Origin of the sequence: Saccharopolyspora sp. NFXS83 (assembly GCF_026241095.1) — a bacterium.
Classification (GTDB): domain Bacteria; phylum Actinomycetota; class Actinomycetes; order Mycobacteriales; family Pseudonocardiaceae; genus Saccharopolyspora_C.
Genome location: NZ_JAPFGB010000029.1, coordinates 46,963 through 63,230, shown reverse-complemented (window position 1 = coordinate 63,230; position 16,268 = coordinate 46,963). Strand labels below are relative to the sequence as shown.

At 63.7% G+C, this 16,268-nt stretch carries 19 protein-coding genes and 1 tRNA gene; 5 read left to right on the top strand and 15 right to left on the bottom strand.

Annotation, left to right across the window (positions count from 1 at the left end; all coding sequences use genetic code 11):
• Positions 1–66 precede the first annotated feature (66 nt).
• Positions 67–1,185, bottom strand: a complete 1,119-nt coding sequence (locus OOZ19_RS25000) for a L,D-transpeptidase (protein WP_323055176.1) — start codon at positions 1,183–1,185, stop codon at positions 67–69.
• A gap of 379 nt (positions 1,186–1,564) precedes the next feature.
• Between OOZ19_RS25000 and OOZ19_RS24995 the strand changes: the two genes are divergently transcribed.
• Positions 1,565–1,640 (top strand) — tRNA-Lys (locus OOZ19_RS24995).
• Between the two features lie 51 nt (positions 1,641–1,691).
• Here OOZ19_RS24995 and OOZ19_RS24990 read toward each other — a convergent pair.
• The 9 genes from OOZ19_RS24990 to OOZ19_RS24950 all read right to left on the bottom strand — a co-directional run bounded on the left by OOZ19_RS24990 (position 1,692) and on the right by OOZ19_RS24950 (position 8,211).
• Positions 1,692–2,891 carry a tyrosine-type recombinase/integrase gene (locus OOZ19_RS24990; protein ID WP_266092599.1) on the bottom strand — a complete coding sequence of 400 codons (1,200 nt, stop codon included), beginning with the start codon at positions 2,889–2,891 and terminating at the stop codon, positions 1,692–1,694.
• Positions 2,891–3,070 carry a helix-turn-helix transcriptional regulator gene (locus OOZ19_RS24985; protein WP_266092598.1) on the bottom strand — a complete coding sequence of 60 codons (180 nt, stop codon included), beginning with the start codon at positions 3,068–3,070 and terminating at the stop codon, positions 2,891–2,893. Before OOZ19_RS24985 ends, OOZ19_RS24990 begins: the two co-directional genes overlap by 1 nt.
• 6 nt (positions 3,071–3,076) lie before the next feature.
• Entirely contained in the window at positions 3,077–4,357 is a 1,281-nt protein-coding gene (locus OOZ19_RS24980; RefSeq protein WP_266092597.1) for a replication initiator, read from the bottom strand.
• A 113-nt stretch (positions 4,358–4,470) separates the two neighbouring features.
• Positions 4,471–5,310, bottom strand: coding sequence for a hypothetical protein (locus tag OOZ19_RS24975; RefSeq protein WP_266092596.1), 840 nt, complete (start codon positions 5,308–5,310; stop codon positions 4,471–4,473).
• A 15-nt stretch (positions 5,311–5,325) separates the two neighbouring features.
• Positions 5,326–5,511 (bottom strand): hypothetical protein, encoded by a 186-nt coding sequence (locus OOZ19_RS24970; RefSeq protein ID WP_184484436.1) that lies wholly within the window; start codon positions 5,509–5,511, stop codon positions 5,326–5,328.
• A gap of 41 nt (positions 5,512–5,552) precedes the next feature.
• Positions 5,553–6,923 carry an FtsK/SpoIIIE domain-containing protein gene (locus OOZ19_RS24965; protein WP_266092595.1) on the bottom strand — a complete coding sequence of 457 codons (1,371 nt, stop codon included), beginning with the start codon at positions 6,921–6,923 and terminating at the stop codon, positions 5,553–5,555.
• Positions 6,924–7,099: 176 nt separating this feature from the next.
• On the bottom strand, positions 7,100–7,279 hold the full coding sequence (locus OOZ19_RS24960; RefSeq protein ID WP_266092594.1) for a hypothetical protein: 180 nt from the start codon (positions 7,277–7,279) through the stop codon (positions 7,100–7,102).
• The gene (locus OOZ19_RS24955) at positions 7,279–7,527 is read right to left on the bottom strand and encodes a hypothetical protein (RefSeq protein ID WP_266092593.1); all 249 of its coding nucleotides are present in this window, start codon (positions 7,525–7,527) and stop codon (positions 7,279–7,281) included. Before OOZ19_RS24955 ends, OOZ19_RS24960 begins: the two co-directional genes overlap by 1 nt.
• Before the next feature lie 333 nt (positions 7,528–7,860).
• A complete protein-coding gene (locus OOZ19_RS24950; protein ID WP_184484444.1) occupies positions 7,861–8,211 on the bottom strand; it encodes a hypothetical protein in 351 nt (116 codons plus the stop codon).
• Positions 8,212–8,343: 132 nt separating this feature from the next.
• On the opposite strand from OOZ19_RS24950, the gene OOZ19_RS24945 reads away from it, so the two are divergent.
• Together OOZ19_RS24945 and OOZ19_RS24940 are read left to right on the top strand one after the other, a co-directional pair.
• A complete protein-coding gene (locus OOZ19_RS24945; protein ID WP_266092592.1) occupies positions 8,344–9,171 on the top strand; it encodes a sigma-70 RNA polymerase sigma factor region 4 domain-containing protein in 828 nt (275 codons plus the stop codon).
• Positions 9,172–9,175: 4 nt separating this feature from the next.
• Positions 9,176–9,970, top strand: a complete 795-nt coding sequence (locus tag OOZ19_RS24940) for a protein phosphatase 2C domain-containing protein (RefSeq protein ID WP_266092591.1) — start codon at positions 9,176–9,178, stop codon at positions 9,968–9,970.
• Positions 9,971–9,975: 5 nt separating this feature from the next.
• Here the strand turns inward: OOZ19_RS24940 and OOZ19_RS24935 are convergent, their stop codons facing one another.
• A complete protein-coding gene (locus OOZ19_RS24935) occupies positions 9,976–10,170 on the bottom strand; it encodes a MerR family DNA-binding transcriptional regulator (protein WP_266092590.1) in 195 nt (64 codons plus the stop codon).
• Between the two features lie 111 nt (positions 10,171–10,281).
• On the opposite strand from OOZ19_RS24935, the gene OOZ19_RS24930 reads away from it, so the two are divergent.
• Entirely contained in the window at positions 10,282–10,473 is a 192-nt protein-coding gene (locus tag OOZ19_RS24930) for a hypothetical protein (RefSeq protein ID WP_184482113.1), read from the top strand.
• Positions 10,474–10,476: 3 nt separating this feature from the next.
• On the top strand, positions 10,477–10,815 hold the full coding sequence (locus OOZ19_RS24925; RefSeq protein ID WP_266092589.1) for a sigma-70 RNA polymerase sigma factor region 4 domain-containing protein: 339 nt from the start codon (positions 10,477–10,479) through the stop codon (positions 10,813–10,815).
• A 647-nt stretch (positions 10,816–11,462) separates the two neighbouring features.
• Here OOZ19_RS24925 and OOZ19_RS24920 read toward each other — a convergent pair.
• From OOZ19_RS24920 to OOZ19_RS24905, 4 genes are all read right to left on the bottom strand, one after another.
• Positions 11,463–12,491, bottom strand: a complete 1,029-nt coding sequence (locus tag OOZ19_RS24920; protein ID WP_266092588.1) for a reverse transcriptase family protein — start codon at positions 12,489–12,491, stop codon at positions 11,463–11,465.
• 134 nt (positions 12,492–12,625) lie between these two features.
• Positions 12,626–13,411, bottom strand: coding sequence for a hypothetical protein (locus OOZ19_RS24915; RefSeq protein WP_266092587.1), 786 nt, complete (start codon positions 13,409–13,411; stop codon positions 12,626–12,628).
• A gap of 733 nt (positions 13,412–14,144) precedes the next feature.
• Positions 14,145–14,666 carry an anthrone oxygenase family protein gene (locus OOZ19_RS24910; protein WP_266092586.1) on the bottom strand — a complete coding sequence of 174 codons (522 nt, stop codon included), beginning with the start codon at positions 14,664–14,666 and terminating at the stop codon, positions 14,145–14,147.
• Between the two features lie 38 nt (positions 14,667–14,704).
• Positions 14,705–16,129: an MFS transporter gene (locus OOZ19_RS24905; protein WP_266092585.1), complete on the bottom strand. Its 1,425-nt coding sequence runs from the start codon at positions 16,127–16,129 to the stop codon at positions 14,705–14,707.
• Between the last annotated feature and the right edge of the window lie 139 nt (positions 16,130–16,268).

Genomic DNA, 16,268 nt, shown 5'->3' with positions numbered 1-16,268 from the left:
TTCGCGTTGCCGGGGCCCGGGAAAAGCGAAAGCGCCCCCGAAGGGGCGCCTCCACGTCGAATCGGATCAGCGGTTGCCGCCGACCCATTCCTTCCACGGCACCTGCCAGTCGCCGAATCCGTCCCAGGACCGCAGGTTCGGCCCGCCGGAGTTGGTGATCTCCACGACGTCGCCCTTCTTCAGCAGGTCGTACACCCACCGGGCGTTGGCGTCGCTCATGTTGATGCAGCCGTGGCTGACGTTGCTGCTGCCCTGCTGGCCCACCGACCACGGCGCGGCATGCAGGAACTCGCCGCCGTTGGAGATGCGCACCGCCCATTCGACCTCGGTGCGGTAGCCCCCGTTGTCCACGTCCAGGCCGTAGCTGGAGGAGTCCATGACCTTCTTGCGGTGGTGCTCGGTGACCACGTGCACGCCGTTGTTGGACGGCCATTCGGGCTTGCCCAGCGAGATCGGCATGGTGCGCTGGGTGACCCCGTTGACCTTGACCGACATCTGGTGGCTGGCACCGTCGGCGTGCAGCACCACCTCGTCGCCGATGGTGATCGTCGCGGAGCGGTTCTCCTCGCCCCACGAGCCGTTGCCGAGGTCCTTGCCGTAGACGTCCGCGTTCACGGTGATCTTGGTGCCGGACTTCCAGTACTCCTGCGGGCGCCAGTGCACTTCGCGGTCGTCGAACCAGTAGAAGGCGCCCTCCACGGCCGGTTCGGTCTGGATGCGGATCGCTTCCTCCGCCTTCGCCTTGTCCGGCGCGGGCGCGTCCTCGGAGAAGTAGAACGCCAACGGCTGGCCGACGCCGACCGTCTGCCCGTCGAGCGGGTTCATCGACACGTAGGTCTGGTTCTCGGGTTCGATCGTGGTGAACGTGGTCCGCTGCGTCACCGGCGCCCCGGCCGCGCCCTGCACGGTGAGCTCGGCGGTGTAGGTGGTGCCGTAACCGAGGGGTTCGCTCACGCTCCAGCCGGCCCCGTCCGGCGTGACGGTGTTCGCGACCTGCTTGCCGTCCTCGTTGGTGAGCACCGCGCCGGTGATCTTCCCGTTTTCCGCGGCCCCCGTGATCGGCGCGACCGGGGAGACCTGCTGCGCCCCGTCGACCGGATCGAACCGCACGGACGGCGGAGGCGGCGGCGCGGCCGGCGCCCCCTCGCCCCCGGACCCGCTGCAGCTCGCGACCAACAGCCCCACCAGCACGAGGATCACGGCAGGAATCCCGCGAGACCAGCGCCCGGTAACTCTCCCGACAGAGTTAAGAAACAGCTTCATGCGTGACTGTCCGTTCGATCCGATCCCCAACATCCGCCTGAGAACAGTGTGCATCAAACCCCCGACCGTGTGTCCGACGACCAGCCGTGCACGAAGAGTCAATCCGCGGACCTTCGTCCATGAGACGCACGACCCCGCCTCCAGGTTGCCCACGACATCGCCCGAACCCCGCCCCGACCGGCACAAACCCGCCTCCGGCGCCGCTGCACCACCCCCCGATTCGACCTCCGAAACCCCGTGCTAAAGTTTCTTTCGTCGCCAGGGAGACGGTCCAAGACCGAAAACCTGGAGGACACCACAAGCGCCAATAGCTCAACAGGCAGAGCAGCTGACTCTTAATCAGCGGGTTCGGGGTTCAAGTCCCTGTTGGCGCACCAAAACCCCAGGTCAACGACCTGGGGTTTTTCTTTGCCAGGCTCGGTTGCCAATTAATTGCCAACTTCGTCGGATTGTCCGTTGGAGTCCACGAACGCCAGCGCGTCCGCGCTCGCACGGGACTGCTGGCCTCGCCCGAAGTAGACATCCTGGGTCATCGACACCCGGGAGTGGCCGAGCAGGTCGGCCACTTGACGAGCGGTGAGCCCCGCCTCATCAAGCAGCGTCGCGACGGTCTTCCGCATCGTGTGGAAGGTGACCCACTCGTAGCCCGCGCGCTTGCGGAACGGGATCCAGGTCCGGTTGCCGACGTTCGACGAGTTGAGGTAGCCGCCCTGGGTGTTGGTGAAGATGGGCTTCGCCGGGTCGACGTCGCCGAGCTGTTCGGCTCGTTCCGAGAGCATCCGCACGGCCCAGTCCGGCAACGCGATGTCCCGCGCCGAGCCGTCGCTCTTGCCATCGTTGCGGCGCGTGCCCTGACCGCGTGCCCGGATCAGGTTGCCGCTCATCCGCAGCTTCTTGGCCGCCGGGTCGAAGTCCTCCCAGTGGGCTCCCAGGGCCTCGCCGATGCGTTCGCCGGTGGCGATGAAGAACCGCACCAGGTCGGGCAGGTCGCGTGCCTTCGCTTCCTCATCGACGTCGAGCTTGCCGAGCAGGTCCCGCAGTTCGTCCTTGGTCAGCGCGCGCGGCTTCTTACGCTTGACCTTGGCGCGGCGCTCGCTCAAGGCAGCGATCCCCTTGGCCGGGTTCTGCTCCACGGCGCCGGCCTGGATGGCGAAGGCCATGATGTTGCTGATCACGGCCTTGACGAGCTTCGCCAAGGTCAGGCTGTTCGCCTTGAGCTTGCGCTGACACAGGTTGCTGACCGCTGGTGTCTTCACCTCGAACAGCCGGAAGTTCTGGAACTCGGGCTTGACGTGGTTTGCGTAGACGTTCTCGTAGGTGTCCAGCGTGGTCAGCGAGTAGATGCCGTCTTCCGCGTCGGCGCGGAACTGAGTCAGCCACTGCTCGGCCGCTTCGCCGAACGGGGACGACGCGGTCAGGTCGGCACCGGGAGCCGCCGGTGGAGCGAGGCTGTTGACCGCGTCCCGGACCGCTTGCTTCGCCTTCTCCTTGGTCTTGCCACGGCGACGCACGTCCACATAGCTGCCGTCCTCGCGCCGGTACCAGACCCGAGCCGAATAGGACTTGCCGACCGATTTGACCGTGATCTCTCCCATGCTGCCCAGCGGCAGCGGAAGCCGACCGGACATCAGATCACCCCCTCGGGTTGTGCGTCGAACCATGCTTCGACGTCTTCGGGCCGGTAGCGGACGTGCTTGCCGACCCGCTTACCGGTGGGGCCGGTGCCTCGGGTGCGCCACTGGTAGACGGTGCCGACCGGGACGCCGAAGTAGTCGGCCACGTCCTGCGGTCCCCAGAGCTTGTGCATGGCGGGTCAGTCCTTTCGTTCGGTGGTGTGGTGGTGTTTGCGGGTGTCGCGTCGTCGTTGGGCGATGCCTTCGGCGATGTCGCGTTCCTCTGGGGTGCGGTGTCCGACGCTGGTCATGTCCCAGTGGTTGACCACGGTCACCGACTCTTCGGTGACGCCGAGTTCGTCGAGAGCGGCTTCGAGGCGGAAGCGCTGCCGGTCGCCACGGATCTGCTTGAACGTCGTGGAGAACGCCTTGGACTTGGACAGGAAGTGGCCGCGGAAGGCGAGCATGTGGCACCAGCGCCGCAGGTTGAGGTGATCCAGCTCCTCCAGGACGCCGAGCGTCCAGGCGGTGCGCATGAGCTGCTTGTAGTGCTCGTTGATCCGGAGCTGTTCGATGTGGGCGTCGGAGCGGATCGGCCGGTCCGCCGCCTCGGACTTCCCGGTGCCCTTGGTGGCGTACTTCGCGACGTAGGAGGACAGCCGGTCGTCGGTGATCTCGCCGTCGCCGTCCTCGAAGTCCGGGGCGTTCGCGGGTTTGATGGTGCGGACGTCGATCTGACGGCCCCACGCCAACTCCCAGGTTCGGCCGTCGATCTCCGGTGTCGTGATCTGGACCTGCGCATGCGCCGCATGGATGGCATCGCTTAGCAGTTCCGGAGTCGCCCACGCCGGGGCCTGGTCCGAGGCGCCGCCGGGTCCGTCGAGGCGGATCACGGCGTGGAAGTGGATCGCGCCCCGGCGCTGGTACTCGGCGACTTTGGCGTAGGAGAGCCGGGCGTGGTCGGCGAAGTCGCGGACGCGGATCCCGGCGGCTCGTGCGAGGTGGCGGCGTAGCGCGATGACGAACCGGTGCCAGAGCTGTCCGGCGTGTGCGTTGAACAGGACGTGCCCGGTGTAGTCGTACCGGGTCGGAAAGCGGGGCTGTCCGTCGTCGCGGACCGGGCCGAACGAGGGCGCGGTGAGGGTGAGGAAGACCCTCGGCCGTTCGGTCACGTGTTCGGGGACGCCTTTGGTTCCGCCGGAGAGCCCGGCGCGGAGGAGGTGGAAGGCGTCGGCGGCGTACCGGTCGGAGCAGGCGGCACAGACCGATTCACGGCGGTTTCCGCAGGGCACCATGACGTGCCCGCCCTTGTGGTCGAGGACTTCGCGGGTGGTGTTGTCGGTGACGGTCCATGCGCCGGTCATGCGGACGGGGTGGGTGCATCCGCCGGTGGCTTCGACCTGGTCGCGCCAGCGGGAGTAGTCGGTGGACTGGAGTCGTCGTTGGTAGCGGTCCACGACCGCCCGGTCAGTACGCACCATCAGAGGTGGTCCTTTCGAACATGACGAAGGCGGAGCACCACCGATGTCGTTCGGTGGTGGTGCTCCGCCTTCGTTGGGGTTGTGCTTATTCAGTTGTGGCAACGGTTTTTCGGTCAGGTGGTGATGAGATCGGCGTGGATGGCAGCAGCCATCGCGTCCGGGACCTTCACCACCTGTTGCACGTCCGCCGGAGCGAACCCACGTCCCTCTTCGGCCGCCTGGTCCCGAGCACGCTTGAGCGCGTCGACGACATGCGCCGGGAGACGCGGACCCCGCTTCACCGGCTCAGCCGGAACTGCCGGAGGCGTCGGCATCGGTGCTTCCGGCGCGGCGGGAACCGGGGCCGGCTGCGGGACTACTTCCTCGGTTTCCGCAGGTGAGTCATGCTCTGCCGCGTCGGCGTAGCCCTGCATCACGACCTGCCGTGACCGGGCCTGAATTACTGGGATGACCTCGGCGAGGCCGTAGACGACCACGGGGATGATCAGGTGGACCGCGAGCGATCCGAGTTGGAACCGGGCGGGGTCGAGTTGCGGGATCACGTTCATGAACAACGTCGTGCCCAGCAAGACCCGTTTGATTCGCGTCCACCAGTGGTGACCGGGCTCGACTCCGTGGGCGAGGATCACGGCTTCGAAGTTCAGCAGCAGGATCAGCAGCCCCGCGAACATCGGTTCCACCGTCCACGCCGCCCACCACACCGGATCATCGGCCGTGGCGTCACCGGCGAGGAACGCTTGAACCCCGGTGGTCGTGAACGACAGCCCGAGAGCAAGAAAGAACCACAGCCCAGCCACAGTGCGCCGCCGGGTGCGTTCCATCGCGACAGCGATCAAGTCCGGATCGAGAGACAGGGGACGCAGCTGTTTGGACTCGGCGATGCGTGCCCCCAGCCGCTCCACCCGCCGGGTTTTCCCGGCGCTTTGCTCGGTGTTCTTGCGGAACGGCCACATCGCCCGTCTCCTTTCCTATTCCTCGGTTGTGGTGGTGATCAGGGCTTTGACGCCCTGCACGATCAGCGCGAGCACGAGCAGCACCAGGAGCCCGGCAGCCGGACCGGCCAGCGCCCAGACGAGGGCCACCAGGCCCACGGCCAGCAGTCCGGTCAGGGCGAGCGCGGCTAACGAGCCCAGGGTCAAATGCACATGGAACATGGCGAATCTCCAATCACAGCAAGGGAAAAGGGAAATTTCGGTTAGGCCGCGTCGTGGTCTTCGTCGTCGCCGTCGAAGGAGTCGATGTGTTCGAGGTCGGCTTCGGTGATCTCCGCGATAGCACTGCGGCGGGGCGCCGGGCGTCGCACGGTGCGGCGCAGAGGCGTGACCGTGCAGTAGGCGACCAAGGCGGCGATGTCGTCGTCGCTGGTGAACGCGGCCCGTACTCGGAGGGGTTCGCGGCGGCCGTCGTGTTTGACGTAGCCGACGCCCGGCATGATCTCCGGAATCTGATCCGCGAGTGCCCCGCGGTCGCGGACGCCTTCGCCCAAGGTCATGTCCACATACGAGGCTTCGTCGAGGCGTAGGGCGATTTTGGTGGGGAACAGGCCCCGCATCGGCACGTTGTCCTTATGCGGCTCCTGCACCGCCCCCACCACCCGACCGAGTACGGCCCGGTACTGCGTTAGGGCCTTGCCCAGTAGCTGTTCGAACTCACGGGCAATGTCGCGGGTGCAGTACTGCGTCATCGCGGCCAGCTCATCGACGATCAGCACGTCCATCGGCGTCTCAGCCGATGCCGTCGCGGTGCGCATGCCTTGGCGGCCGAGAGCTTCCTTCCGTGCGTCCAAGGTTTCGACGTACTCGCGCATCAGGTCGAGGCCGGTTTCGTCGCTGTCGGCGAAGCGGTGGAACATTTCCCGGCCCGCGCCGAACTCCATGCCGCCTTTGGGGTCGATCACCCACAACCGCACCGAGCCCGCCCGGATCAGAGGCGCCAACTGCCGGATCAAGCCCCACAACCACGAGCCCTTCCCGGAACCGGTGGCCCCGGCCAACAGGATGTGCAGGCCTTTGAGGAGGTCGAGGGCGAAATCCCGCCCGTACTCGGTCCGCCCGATCACCAGGCGGCCCAGATCCACCGACTCCACCGACTCCGGCAGCGCAGGCAGCGGAACCGGCATCTCGTCGAACGGTTCGCGGCGCTGGAAATCCAGGCTGATCACACCCGGCTTGAGGGTGCGGACGGTGGCCCGGCGTGCCCGGTAGGCGTTGGCGAGGCGTTCCAGGACGGCTTCGAAGTCGCCGGGTTCCTGGGTCTTGACCATGCGGATGCGCACGTGGTCCCAGCACCAGGACGACGACACTCGGAGCACCTTCGGTGCCCACGACCGGCCCCGGTGATCGGTCACGACGAGTCCGGCGCGGTAGGCGAGGTCGAACCACTGGCGCTGGTAGACCGCCCACCGTCTCCACCACGCCCGCAACAACCGGCCCGCGAACCGATCGAACGTCGGACGATCCAGCACGCACCAGGAGGCACCGGCAACCACAGCGATAGTGGCGGCACTGAGCACCACCAGGTAGCCCAGCCACACCACCGACGCCCCCAGCACAACCGTGCTCGTCATGGAACGCGGATGCCGCGCCACCCACTTCCCTACCGCTCGTGCCGGAGTCATACCCACTGCTACCCGTGTGTCCGTCATAATCTGCTCCCCGGAAATACTGTGTGCGCATGAGAAAGGGGTGCCGGACTCGGTGAGGAGTCCGGCACCCCGGTGCCGATGTGTTCTGGTCTTGCGGTCTAGCTGCGTCGTTCGGCCATCTCCAACTGCGCGATGACCTCCCCGACAGCGGTTTTCACCGCCCGCAATTCGAACGCCACTTCCTTCGGTGTCCCGAATTTACGCAGGACTCGATTCATCGCGGCCATCGAGGAATCAATCCGCCGCACCGTCCCGTACACGCTCTCGCCCCGTGTCATCACTTGTATCCCTTCGCCACCACGGCACCGCCGTGTTCGGCTAGCGCGTCCCGCAACCGGGTCAACGCCACCTGCGCCTGCTGCGCCTGGTCCTCGATATCGGCGAACCGGCGTGCGTCGACGATGTCGTCTTCCAGGAACGCCACCCGGCCCAAGTCCTGGTCCAGCTCATCCACGAACCGCGCCAACACCTCCAGACGCGTCACCGCCACCGACGCCGGACCCACCCGCTTCAACGCCTGCTCCATCGCCACAATTGATCACCCCTTTCTCTTGTCACTCGCCGTTGTCGGCGAGATGCCACCGGCCACCCACGCAGCCGGAACCGTGACACCAAAAATCCCGATCAGAACGAACCCACATCATCTGGTCCTCTCAAAATGGACAAGGCCATGAAGACCCCCGAGCCCACGGCAACACCAGCAGGCTCGGGGACCAACAAAGCCCCACCGGCACACACATTCGTGCCGGAAAAAGGCATAGATCGGCCCACTATGGAATTCATCAAAGAACAAACAGCCCACAAAAACGGCTTGAAAAAATGCTTTAGATAAAGACCGTCACGCCCAGAGAGGCGGAGATCAGATCTGCGGAGTCAGTCCCGCCGCGCGGTACGCGAGCCCGGAGGCGTAGCGGCCGTTGCGCTCGGTCTGCCACGGCGACACCGTCGCATCGATCAACTGCACGTACGTGCCCTCCTCGAACCCGTCACCGGGGTCCGCGGTCAGGGTCACCTTGATCTCCTCACCCTTCTCCGCGAACTGCCCTTCCTGCGGACGCTTCTTCGCGAACAACGACACCACGAAGTGCTGAACCCCAGACCGGTCCGTCACCACTTCCTCGACGCCGTTGTCGTTCTCCCGCATCTTCAACGCCGGAGACTCCGTCACCATCAACTTGTAGCCCTGCAAGTTCACCGGGATGTTCCGCACCACTGCCTCCAAGAACTTCGATCGTTTACCCCCCTAAACGCTCCGGCATGCAAGGCCGCCGACGTGTTGAGGGGGTCTAAACACAAGCTAGGCACTTCCGCGAGAGCTGTCAAGGGGGTCTAAACTTGCGGCATGACGACGCGGGACGAGTTCGAGGCGGTCCGCCGGGAGGCCGACCCCATCCGACGCGGCCTGCGCGCCACCGAGCTGATCACCACGTACCAGCAGCGCGCCGCCGAGTTGGCTCGCCTGCGCAAGGCTGCGATCGAGGAAGCTCACCGCGATCTGGACATGAGCTACACCGAGATCGCGACCGCCCTGGGGATCACCAAGGGCCGCGTGAGTCAGGTGAAGAAGGACGCCGCCGGTCCCGAACGGGTGATCTTCGGCGTCGGCCCGGTCAGTGTCGGTATCCCCTACCGCTACCAGGTCACCGACCGCGAGCGCCCGCTGATCGCCGCTGAGGACTCCGCAACCCAGGCGCAGTTCGAAGACCTGTTGGGTGCAATGCGGTTCGCGGTGGACAAGTTCCACGTCGGCCCGGAGACCGAGGAGCTTCCATCCGGTGACGCTCTGGTGGTCTGCGGCCCGAAGTCCGCACCCGTCGCGGGCGCACTGCTAGCCGAGGACGAACGCGCCGCACTGGTCAAGGACGGGGGCCGTTGGTGGTTCGAGCACCGTCCCACCGGAAAGCGCTACGGCTCCCCCGCCGACGATGACGAACCGAAGTCCGCGGACATCGCCTACGTGGCCCGCCACCGCTACGACGACCGCGTGATCGTCCATGTCGCCGGAATCCACGCGATCGGCTCCCTCGGCGCGGCTCACTACCTGACCACGAACCTCGCCGAGCTGTTCCGCCAGGTCGGCGACGTCTCGTTCAGCCTGGCGGTTCGCTGCACCTACGACGGCCTGACTATCACCGGTAGCGAACTCGCCGCCGGCCCCTTCGCGTGGTGACCCGATGCGCATCGAAACGGCCCAGCTGCCCGACTACGCCGACAGCGACGACAAGATCCTGACCACCGAGAACGCGGTGATCGTGCTCGACGGAGCATCGGCGTTCCGCCCGGTCCCCGTCCCGGCAAGCCTGTACGCGGCCACCCTTGGCGAAGCTCTTCAACTCCGGTTGAGGCAGGAGCCTGCCGCGGATCTGCGCGCAGTCCTCTCCGAGTCGATCCGAGCTGCGGTCGACATGCTGGAGTTGACGCCGGGTGACTCGCCATCGAGCACGGTCGCGATCGTGCGCCGCAGTGGCGACCAGGTAGACGAGCTAGTTCTCGGCGACAGCCCGATCATCACGGCCGCGGGGGTGTTCGAGGACCCCAGGCTCGATGAACTGGAACTCCCCGAACGACGTGCCTACCGGGACCGACTCGCGTCCGGAGCGGGCTACGACGAGCACCACCGCACCATGCTGCGAGAGCTGCAAGACGCCCAAGCCGAACGGCGAAACCGCGAGGGCGGGTACTGGATCGCCGAGGCCGCCCCAGCGGCAGCTGCTCACGCGTTGGTGCGGTCGCGGAACGTCCGCGAATCCCCGTGGGCCGTGCTGGCCACCGATGGCGCGTTCAACACGATGACTCACATCGAGGCCGACGACTGGCCTCGCATGGCTGGGATGAGCTCTGCGGACTTGTTCGCCGAGCTAGAGCGCTGCCAGGCATGGGAAGCCCACGTGGACCCGGACGGGACGGACCTTCCACGGTCGAAGCGCCACGACGACAAGAGCATCGCCGCCGTCTGCTGGGACGCCTGAGCCCCTCAGTTTTCGCCGGAATCGGCGCGACGCTTGCGGATCTGCTGCCGGACGTCGTCTATGTCCCACCGGTAGTGACCGCCAAGCGTGACCTCGGTCGGGACCAGCAAGCCTTCGCGCACATAACGAGCGACAGTGCGCGTGCTGATACCCAGCTCACGCGCAAGGTCACCGGTCGGGACCAGACGAGGTTGCGCCACCCACGAACTGTCGCATTTGGCTCGTTTAGATGCCTATCCCTAGGCTCGTTTGAGTCCTTATGGTTGAATGTCTCGATTGAGTCGTATTGACCTGCGCGATTGGAGGATGGGATGTCCGACGAGTCCCGATCGCTAGCGGTGCTGCTGCGCCAGGCGCAGTGGGCGCTCGACGATGCCGCCTTCGACATCGGAGCCGGGCGCGCAACAACCGGCCAGCGCGAGCAGCTGGCAGCCGCCTTAGTCCGGCTCGCCCAAGCACTCCACGGCGACGAGCAGCCGCTGATCATCGACAGCCGCGGCTGAGTCATGACCACCACACCGCCGCCTGCCGACGACGCCATCAACGAATCTTCGACAACGCCGCTAGTTCCGGAACAGGCAACGCCCCGAAGCAGCGAAACCACCACCTGGGACGACATCGAAGAAGTACGCCAGGAGCACGATCCCGTGCGCCAGGCCACCCGAGCCACCGAGCTGATCAACGAGTGCCGCCGACGGGTCACAGAACTGGCCGCACTCCGCCGCAGCGCGATCGAGCGTGCCCACCGAGTCAACGGCATGACCTACGCCGACGTCGCCGACTCCCTCGGCATCACCAAAGGACGCATCGCTCAGATCCGGAACGGCCGCACAGAGCAGAACTGACCTACGAAGCTGGGCATCGTGGGCAAGCACCGCACCAGAATGGAACCTGCCGGGTACATCACCGCGTGGCGCGGAGAACTCTTCCCCGAGACGCCGCCGGAGATCCCCGCCCCTCGTGTCATGTCTGAAGCGCCGCCAAGCCCAACGTGGGCGACGCCTACCGTTCCACTGCTGCGACACGTCCTCGACAAGCTCCACGAGCTCTAGGCCCAGGCCAGCGCCCCAGAGCGCTCGTGTTCAGAGTTTCTTTTCTTCATCAAGGGCGGCCCCTGCGGGGCCGCCTGCCTGCTGTATGCGAGCCCCGGCCAAGTCGGGGGTCGCCGGGCGTGCGGCTGGCGCCGGTCCCAGCGCCCCCCGGCGTCCGGGGCGCAGAAGGAAGGCAGGCGGCCAGGAACCACGCAGGGGCCGCATGAAAGACCGAAGCACATCGCACAAGCTGATTTCGAGGCATAGGAGGCACAGTCAGGTTAACGAGATATCGTGAAGCGTCGCGCTTTCTCGCAAATTTCTCTACACCGTGCTGGGCACGCTACGTAGGCGGACATCTTGCCAGTTCCTACTGGCAGCTTTGCCTCATCAGGCGTAGCGGGTTGCCCGGCGGTGGTCGACAACCAGGGAAAATTGAATCAAATATAATTAATTTGAATTCACTCGTTACGCCTCAGCGAATCTCGATGGATACGTATATATTCACCAATAGAGAAACTTTTACCTTGAATCCCGGGAGAATCCATACTTCCGAAACCGCCAAAATAACTATTGGCGGGGATATTTTCCAAGAAAAACTTCAGCATCGGTTTCCCGATTTCCGGCTCTACTGAAGCAACATACCGAGCCCACCCCAATAGGCGATTCGGAAACATTTCTGACTCTCCGCCGCCAAAATCTTCATAATATACCTCGTAACCCACAGTTTTAATCATGTGCGTCACCCAGCGGAGCTGCTTCTTTATTGCACGAGGCACACGCGGTCTATCTGCGCAGCCCACGTAAAGCCCGGTCACATACTGCGGTCCTCCACGTCGCATAAAAGCTACTTTTCGATCATTAACAGACCATCCATCCTCCTCAAGTATTTCACGAATATCTAGCAGTTGCCGATCATTGACATCGCCAGAAAAAATCAAATCATCCACGTACCTGGTGAACGATAACCCTTGAATCTTGCTGTATTCCGCCAACTTAACGTCAGTATCATAAAAAACTAGATTAGACAACAGAGGTGACGTACTTAACCCGATCGGCAAAACCGAATTGATTGTCACAATGCGGGAGCAGATTTCCGCAGCATCCGGATTTAATCCTTGCTGAGCTAAAGAAGACTGCACCCGAGAAAAACTAATCGAAGGAAAAAATTCTTTGAGGTCCACCCTTAGAACACATGGCTTAGCCAAATGCTCCATCGCATTTGTCAGAGTAGAGCGGCCTTTGATAAAGCCATGAACGTGCATCGGCGGAGAGTAGGAAAACTCCTGAACAAAGTTACGATAAAGGTTTTTTGTGATATTATCCAGAGGAGCAGCCGGAGCCACTATTTCCCTAGTCCCCCCACCCCGAGTGGCATGACTAAACGACTGAAAGTCTCGCCCGGAAGGCAATCTATCAGCAATAACACCTAAGTATTTCACGGACGTGCCCGCAAACTGAGCGAGATCTTCAACCGTAAATTTAGCCATTACGTCGTCTGCCTCATCTTCAAAGTAAGGGGCGGAGCCATGTCCCTACACTGCGCATGACCTCTGCTGCAACGTGTGCGTAGTCGCACACTACTCTGACGATGGCTCCGCCTTGCGTAGCATATCACACCCCTTCAGTTCGCGCCAGAATTCCGATTCAGCAGGACTCCATGCTCGACCGAATACAATAATGATATGGTCGACTCCACTTCTCGAAAATTGCGGTATCCTCGCTTAGTTATATCTCTCAAGTACTGATCACGAGCCCAGCGACTGATGGCCATCATAATATAATCAATGATAGATACCAAAATCTTTTCACGCTTTTTTACCATTTCGACCCGAAGCGTCGGAAGCGAGACCTTACGCCCTAGCTTTTCGACCGCTTTGCGTGGCGCAATCAACGGCAGTTGCCGGGCAAATTCACGAAGTGAGCTATTCTCCTCAATATAGCAAAAAACTTCTTCTTCCCTGCGGTATCGAATCAGATTATCCGAAACCAGGGCTGCGTAAAGTTCCTTAATTTGCTCAACTTCCGAAAGAGGAGAGAGTCCACTTCGATCTGTTATGTAAACATAAGCCTTGAACGCCACGCTCTCTTGGATTAGCCTAAAGAAGGGTACAGAAATTTCAACAGAATCACTGCTGGCATGGAACCCATGCTCTCGAAATTTCTCGAAGCTTTCGTAACCCCTGAGATACCGGCGGGCAGCAAGGTTCTCATACAGCTGCTCAACTTCAGACTCCAAGCTTTCTGATTCAATGTCGGCAACAATCCCCCCTACGAGTAATGGATCTCGCTGGTTCCCATTTCCGGATTCATCCATATAGAGTTTAACTGGATATAACGAGAGCGCGTTTCCGTCAACTTCGTCTGGCGTACTTTTCTGGGAAAAGATCGTCCGTCTTTTTTGTTTCATTTTTATCCTCTCTTAATTCGCGCTACGCTTGATTGCTTCGATGAAGTGTATACGCCGGGAGTATGTAGCGTCACTAGCAAATTTGTGACCTTGGCTCTCGAATTACACAGCAAGCGATCATCGATGAGACACGAAGTCATCACCATTCGAGACAAGACGACACGGAACAACGGTTAAGTCGCACTAGACGACACAGGCCGTCACGAAGAATCCACAGTCCAGCCAGCCGAACCACCGCGCCGCTGCTCGCAAATCAGCAGGTTCCAAGTCACCGACCGCCTAGAGGCACATCCGGGGCACATGCAGCCCGCAGACAACCGACGACGACTGCACCTGACCGATGCTCGCGACTGGCTGCCCCACGCGGGAGGCCAGCCGCGCTTCAGAAAGATGCCACGGCTGGGAAGCCCTCCGGAGGCAGGGTTAATCGTGAGTGACTGTTGGTGGACACAGCCTAAAAGTTGCCAATGAAGTGCCAATAATCGACCCTCGCCGACGTCAGATGACGGCAAGCGACCTCACCTCTGCTCATGGCGTTCATGCAGGTGACCGGGGTTGTCGTCAAGCGTTGGAAGATGCCGGACAGCGCGGACACCAGAACAGCGGGTTCGGGGTTCAAGTCCCTGTTGGCGCACAGAAACCCCAGGTCATCGGCCTGGGGTTTTTTCTTTTGGCGGGTGTGGGGTGCCTTGATTCCGGGGCGGCCGTGAATGAATCGGCGCTCGCCTTCCGGTTACTTCCGGTGTTCTTCTCGGTGGCCTGAAATGAGCAAGGCGTACGAGAGCGCCGCCAAGGCCGCGGTCGAGGTCACGGCGCGGACGGTGTTCCAGCGGATCCAGGTGGCGGCGTTCGCCTCGCGGACCGCGTGCAGGTTCGGCGCCCGGTCGGGTGGTCCTGCGGCGTCGAGCGCGGCGTTGAGCGGGAAGTGGACCACCGATGTGATCACGACGGTGGCCATGGCCAGCAGGAATCCGACGGTCACCGACGCCCACAACGCCCGCCGCGTGCGGCGGTGGGTCACGACCGCGATCAGCGCGAGCACGGGGGCGCCCAGGAAGGTCGCGAGGAACCACGGGTTGATGAAGGAGACGTTGAACTGCTGCATCGCCGCGACGAACGTCCGGTCGTCGCCGAGCTCCAGTCCGGGCATCACCCCGCAGGCGAAGATGTAGTAGGTGCCTGCTTGCAGCCCGGTGGTCAGCGTGGCCAGCAGCAGGATCACCGTCCCGATCCGCGGCGAATCGATCACCGTCATCGCCCTCCGCTCCGGAGTTCCGCGAGGCGGGGGCCGGGTCATGTCGTCCCGTCCACTTCGCCGCGCTGTTCTGCCAAGGTTTCGCGGGCTTCCTCCCGCGAGCCCGCGGTGGGTTTCGCTCCGGGCAGGGGGCGGCCCGCGGTCTCCCTCGCGAACCAGGACGCGATCAGGCCGAGCAGCCCGGCGGCGATGAGCACGAACGCCGGGGCGGTGGTGTTGCCCGTTGTGCTGACCAGGTATTCCGACAGCAGCGGGGTGGTGCCGCCGAAGACCGCCACCGAGATGTTGTAGCTGATCGAGACGCCGCCGTAGCGGACGTGCGTGGGGAACAGCGCGGGGAGCGTGGAGGGCATCGTCGAGCTGAAGCAGATCAGCATCAGGCCGAGGATGATCAGGCCGCCGATCACGGCCCAAACCGCTCCGCGGCTGATCATCCAGAACGCGGGCCAGGACAGCACGACGAGCGCGCCGGCTCCGGCCGCGACGATCGGCAGGCGGCCGATCTTGTCGGAGATCCGGCCCAGCCGCACCACGAATCCCATGATGACCAGCATCGTGACCAGCACGAACACCAGCGCCGAGGTGTGGGCGTAGTGCAGGTCCGCGGTGATGTAGGTGGGGATGTACGCGGTGAGCATGTAGTTCGCGACGTTGAACACGGCTACCAGGGACACGCAGGTCAGCACCGGGCGCCAGTGGTCGCGGAAGATCGTGCGGTAGATGCCGAGACCGCTGTCGGCTTCGCCGTCGGCCGAGGACTCCGCTTGCTGCTGCGCGGGCGTCTCCTCCAAGCGGAAGCGCAGGTACAGGCCGATCACGCCGAGCGGTCCGGCCAGCAGGAACGGGATGCGCCAGCCCCAGTTCACCATCTCCTGCTCGCCGAGGGTGGTGAGCAGGATCGTGACCACCGCCGCTCCCAGCGCGTAGCCGGTGAGGGTTCCGAACTCCAGCCAGCTCGCCAGGAAACCGCGTCGCTTGTCGGGCGCGTACTCGGAGACGAACGTGGTGGCGCCGCCGTACTCGCCGCCGGTGGAGAAGCCCTGCACGACCCTGGCGACCAGCAGCAGGATCGGCGCCCAGATGCCGATCGTCGCGTACGAGGGGATGAATCCGATGGCCACGGTGCCGAGCGCCATCATGATCATCGTGATGGCCAGGACCCGCTTGCGGCCGAGGCGGTCGCCGAGCGGGCCGAACACGAATCCGCCCAGCGGGCGCACGATGAAGGCGACGGCGAAGGTGGCGAACGTCGACAGCAGCTGGACCGTCGGATTTCCCGCGGGGAAGAAGACCTTCCCGGTGATCACGACCAGGTAGCTGAAGACGCCGAAGTCGAACCACTCCATCATGTTGCCGATGCCCGCGGCGGTCACGGCACGGCGGACCTTGCCTTCCTCGACGATGTCGACCTGGTCCTCCAGGCGCTGCCCGCGATGTCGCCGCTTCCGTGCGCTCGCCGCCATCGGCTCCTCCTCGGCCGGGGTCCGCCCGGAACACCCGCGAACGATCATCGGCATGCGGGACGGCCCACCTCGGATTCGCCGGTGGTCTCTCCCGACCACCTTCGGCGACCTGCAGGACTCCGCGACCAGGCCCGCTCCG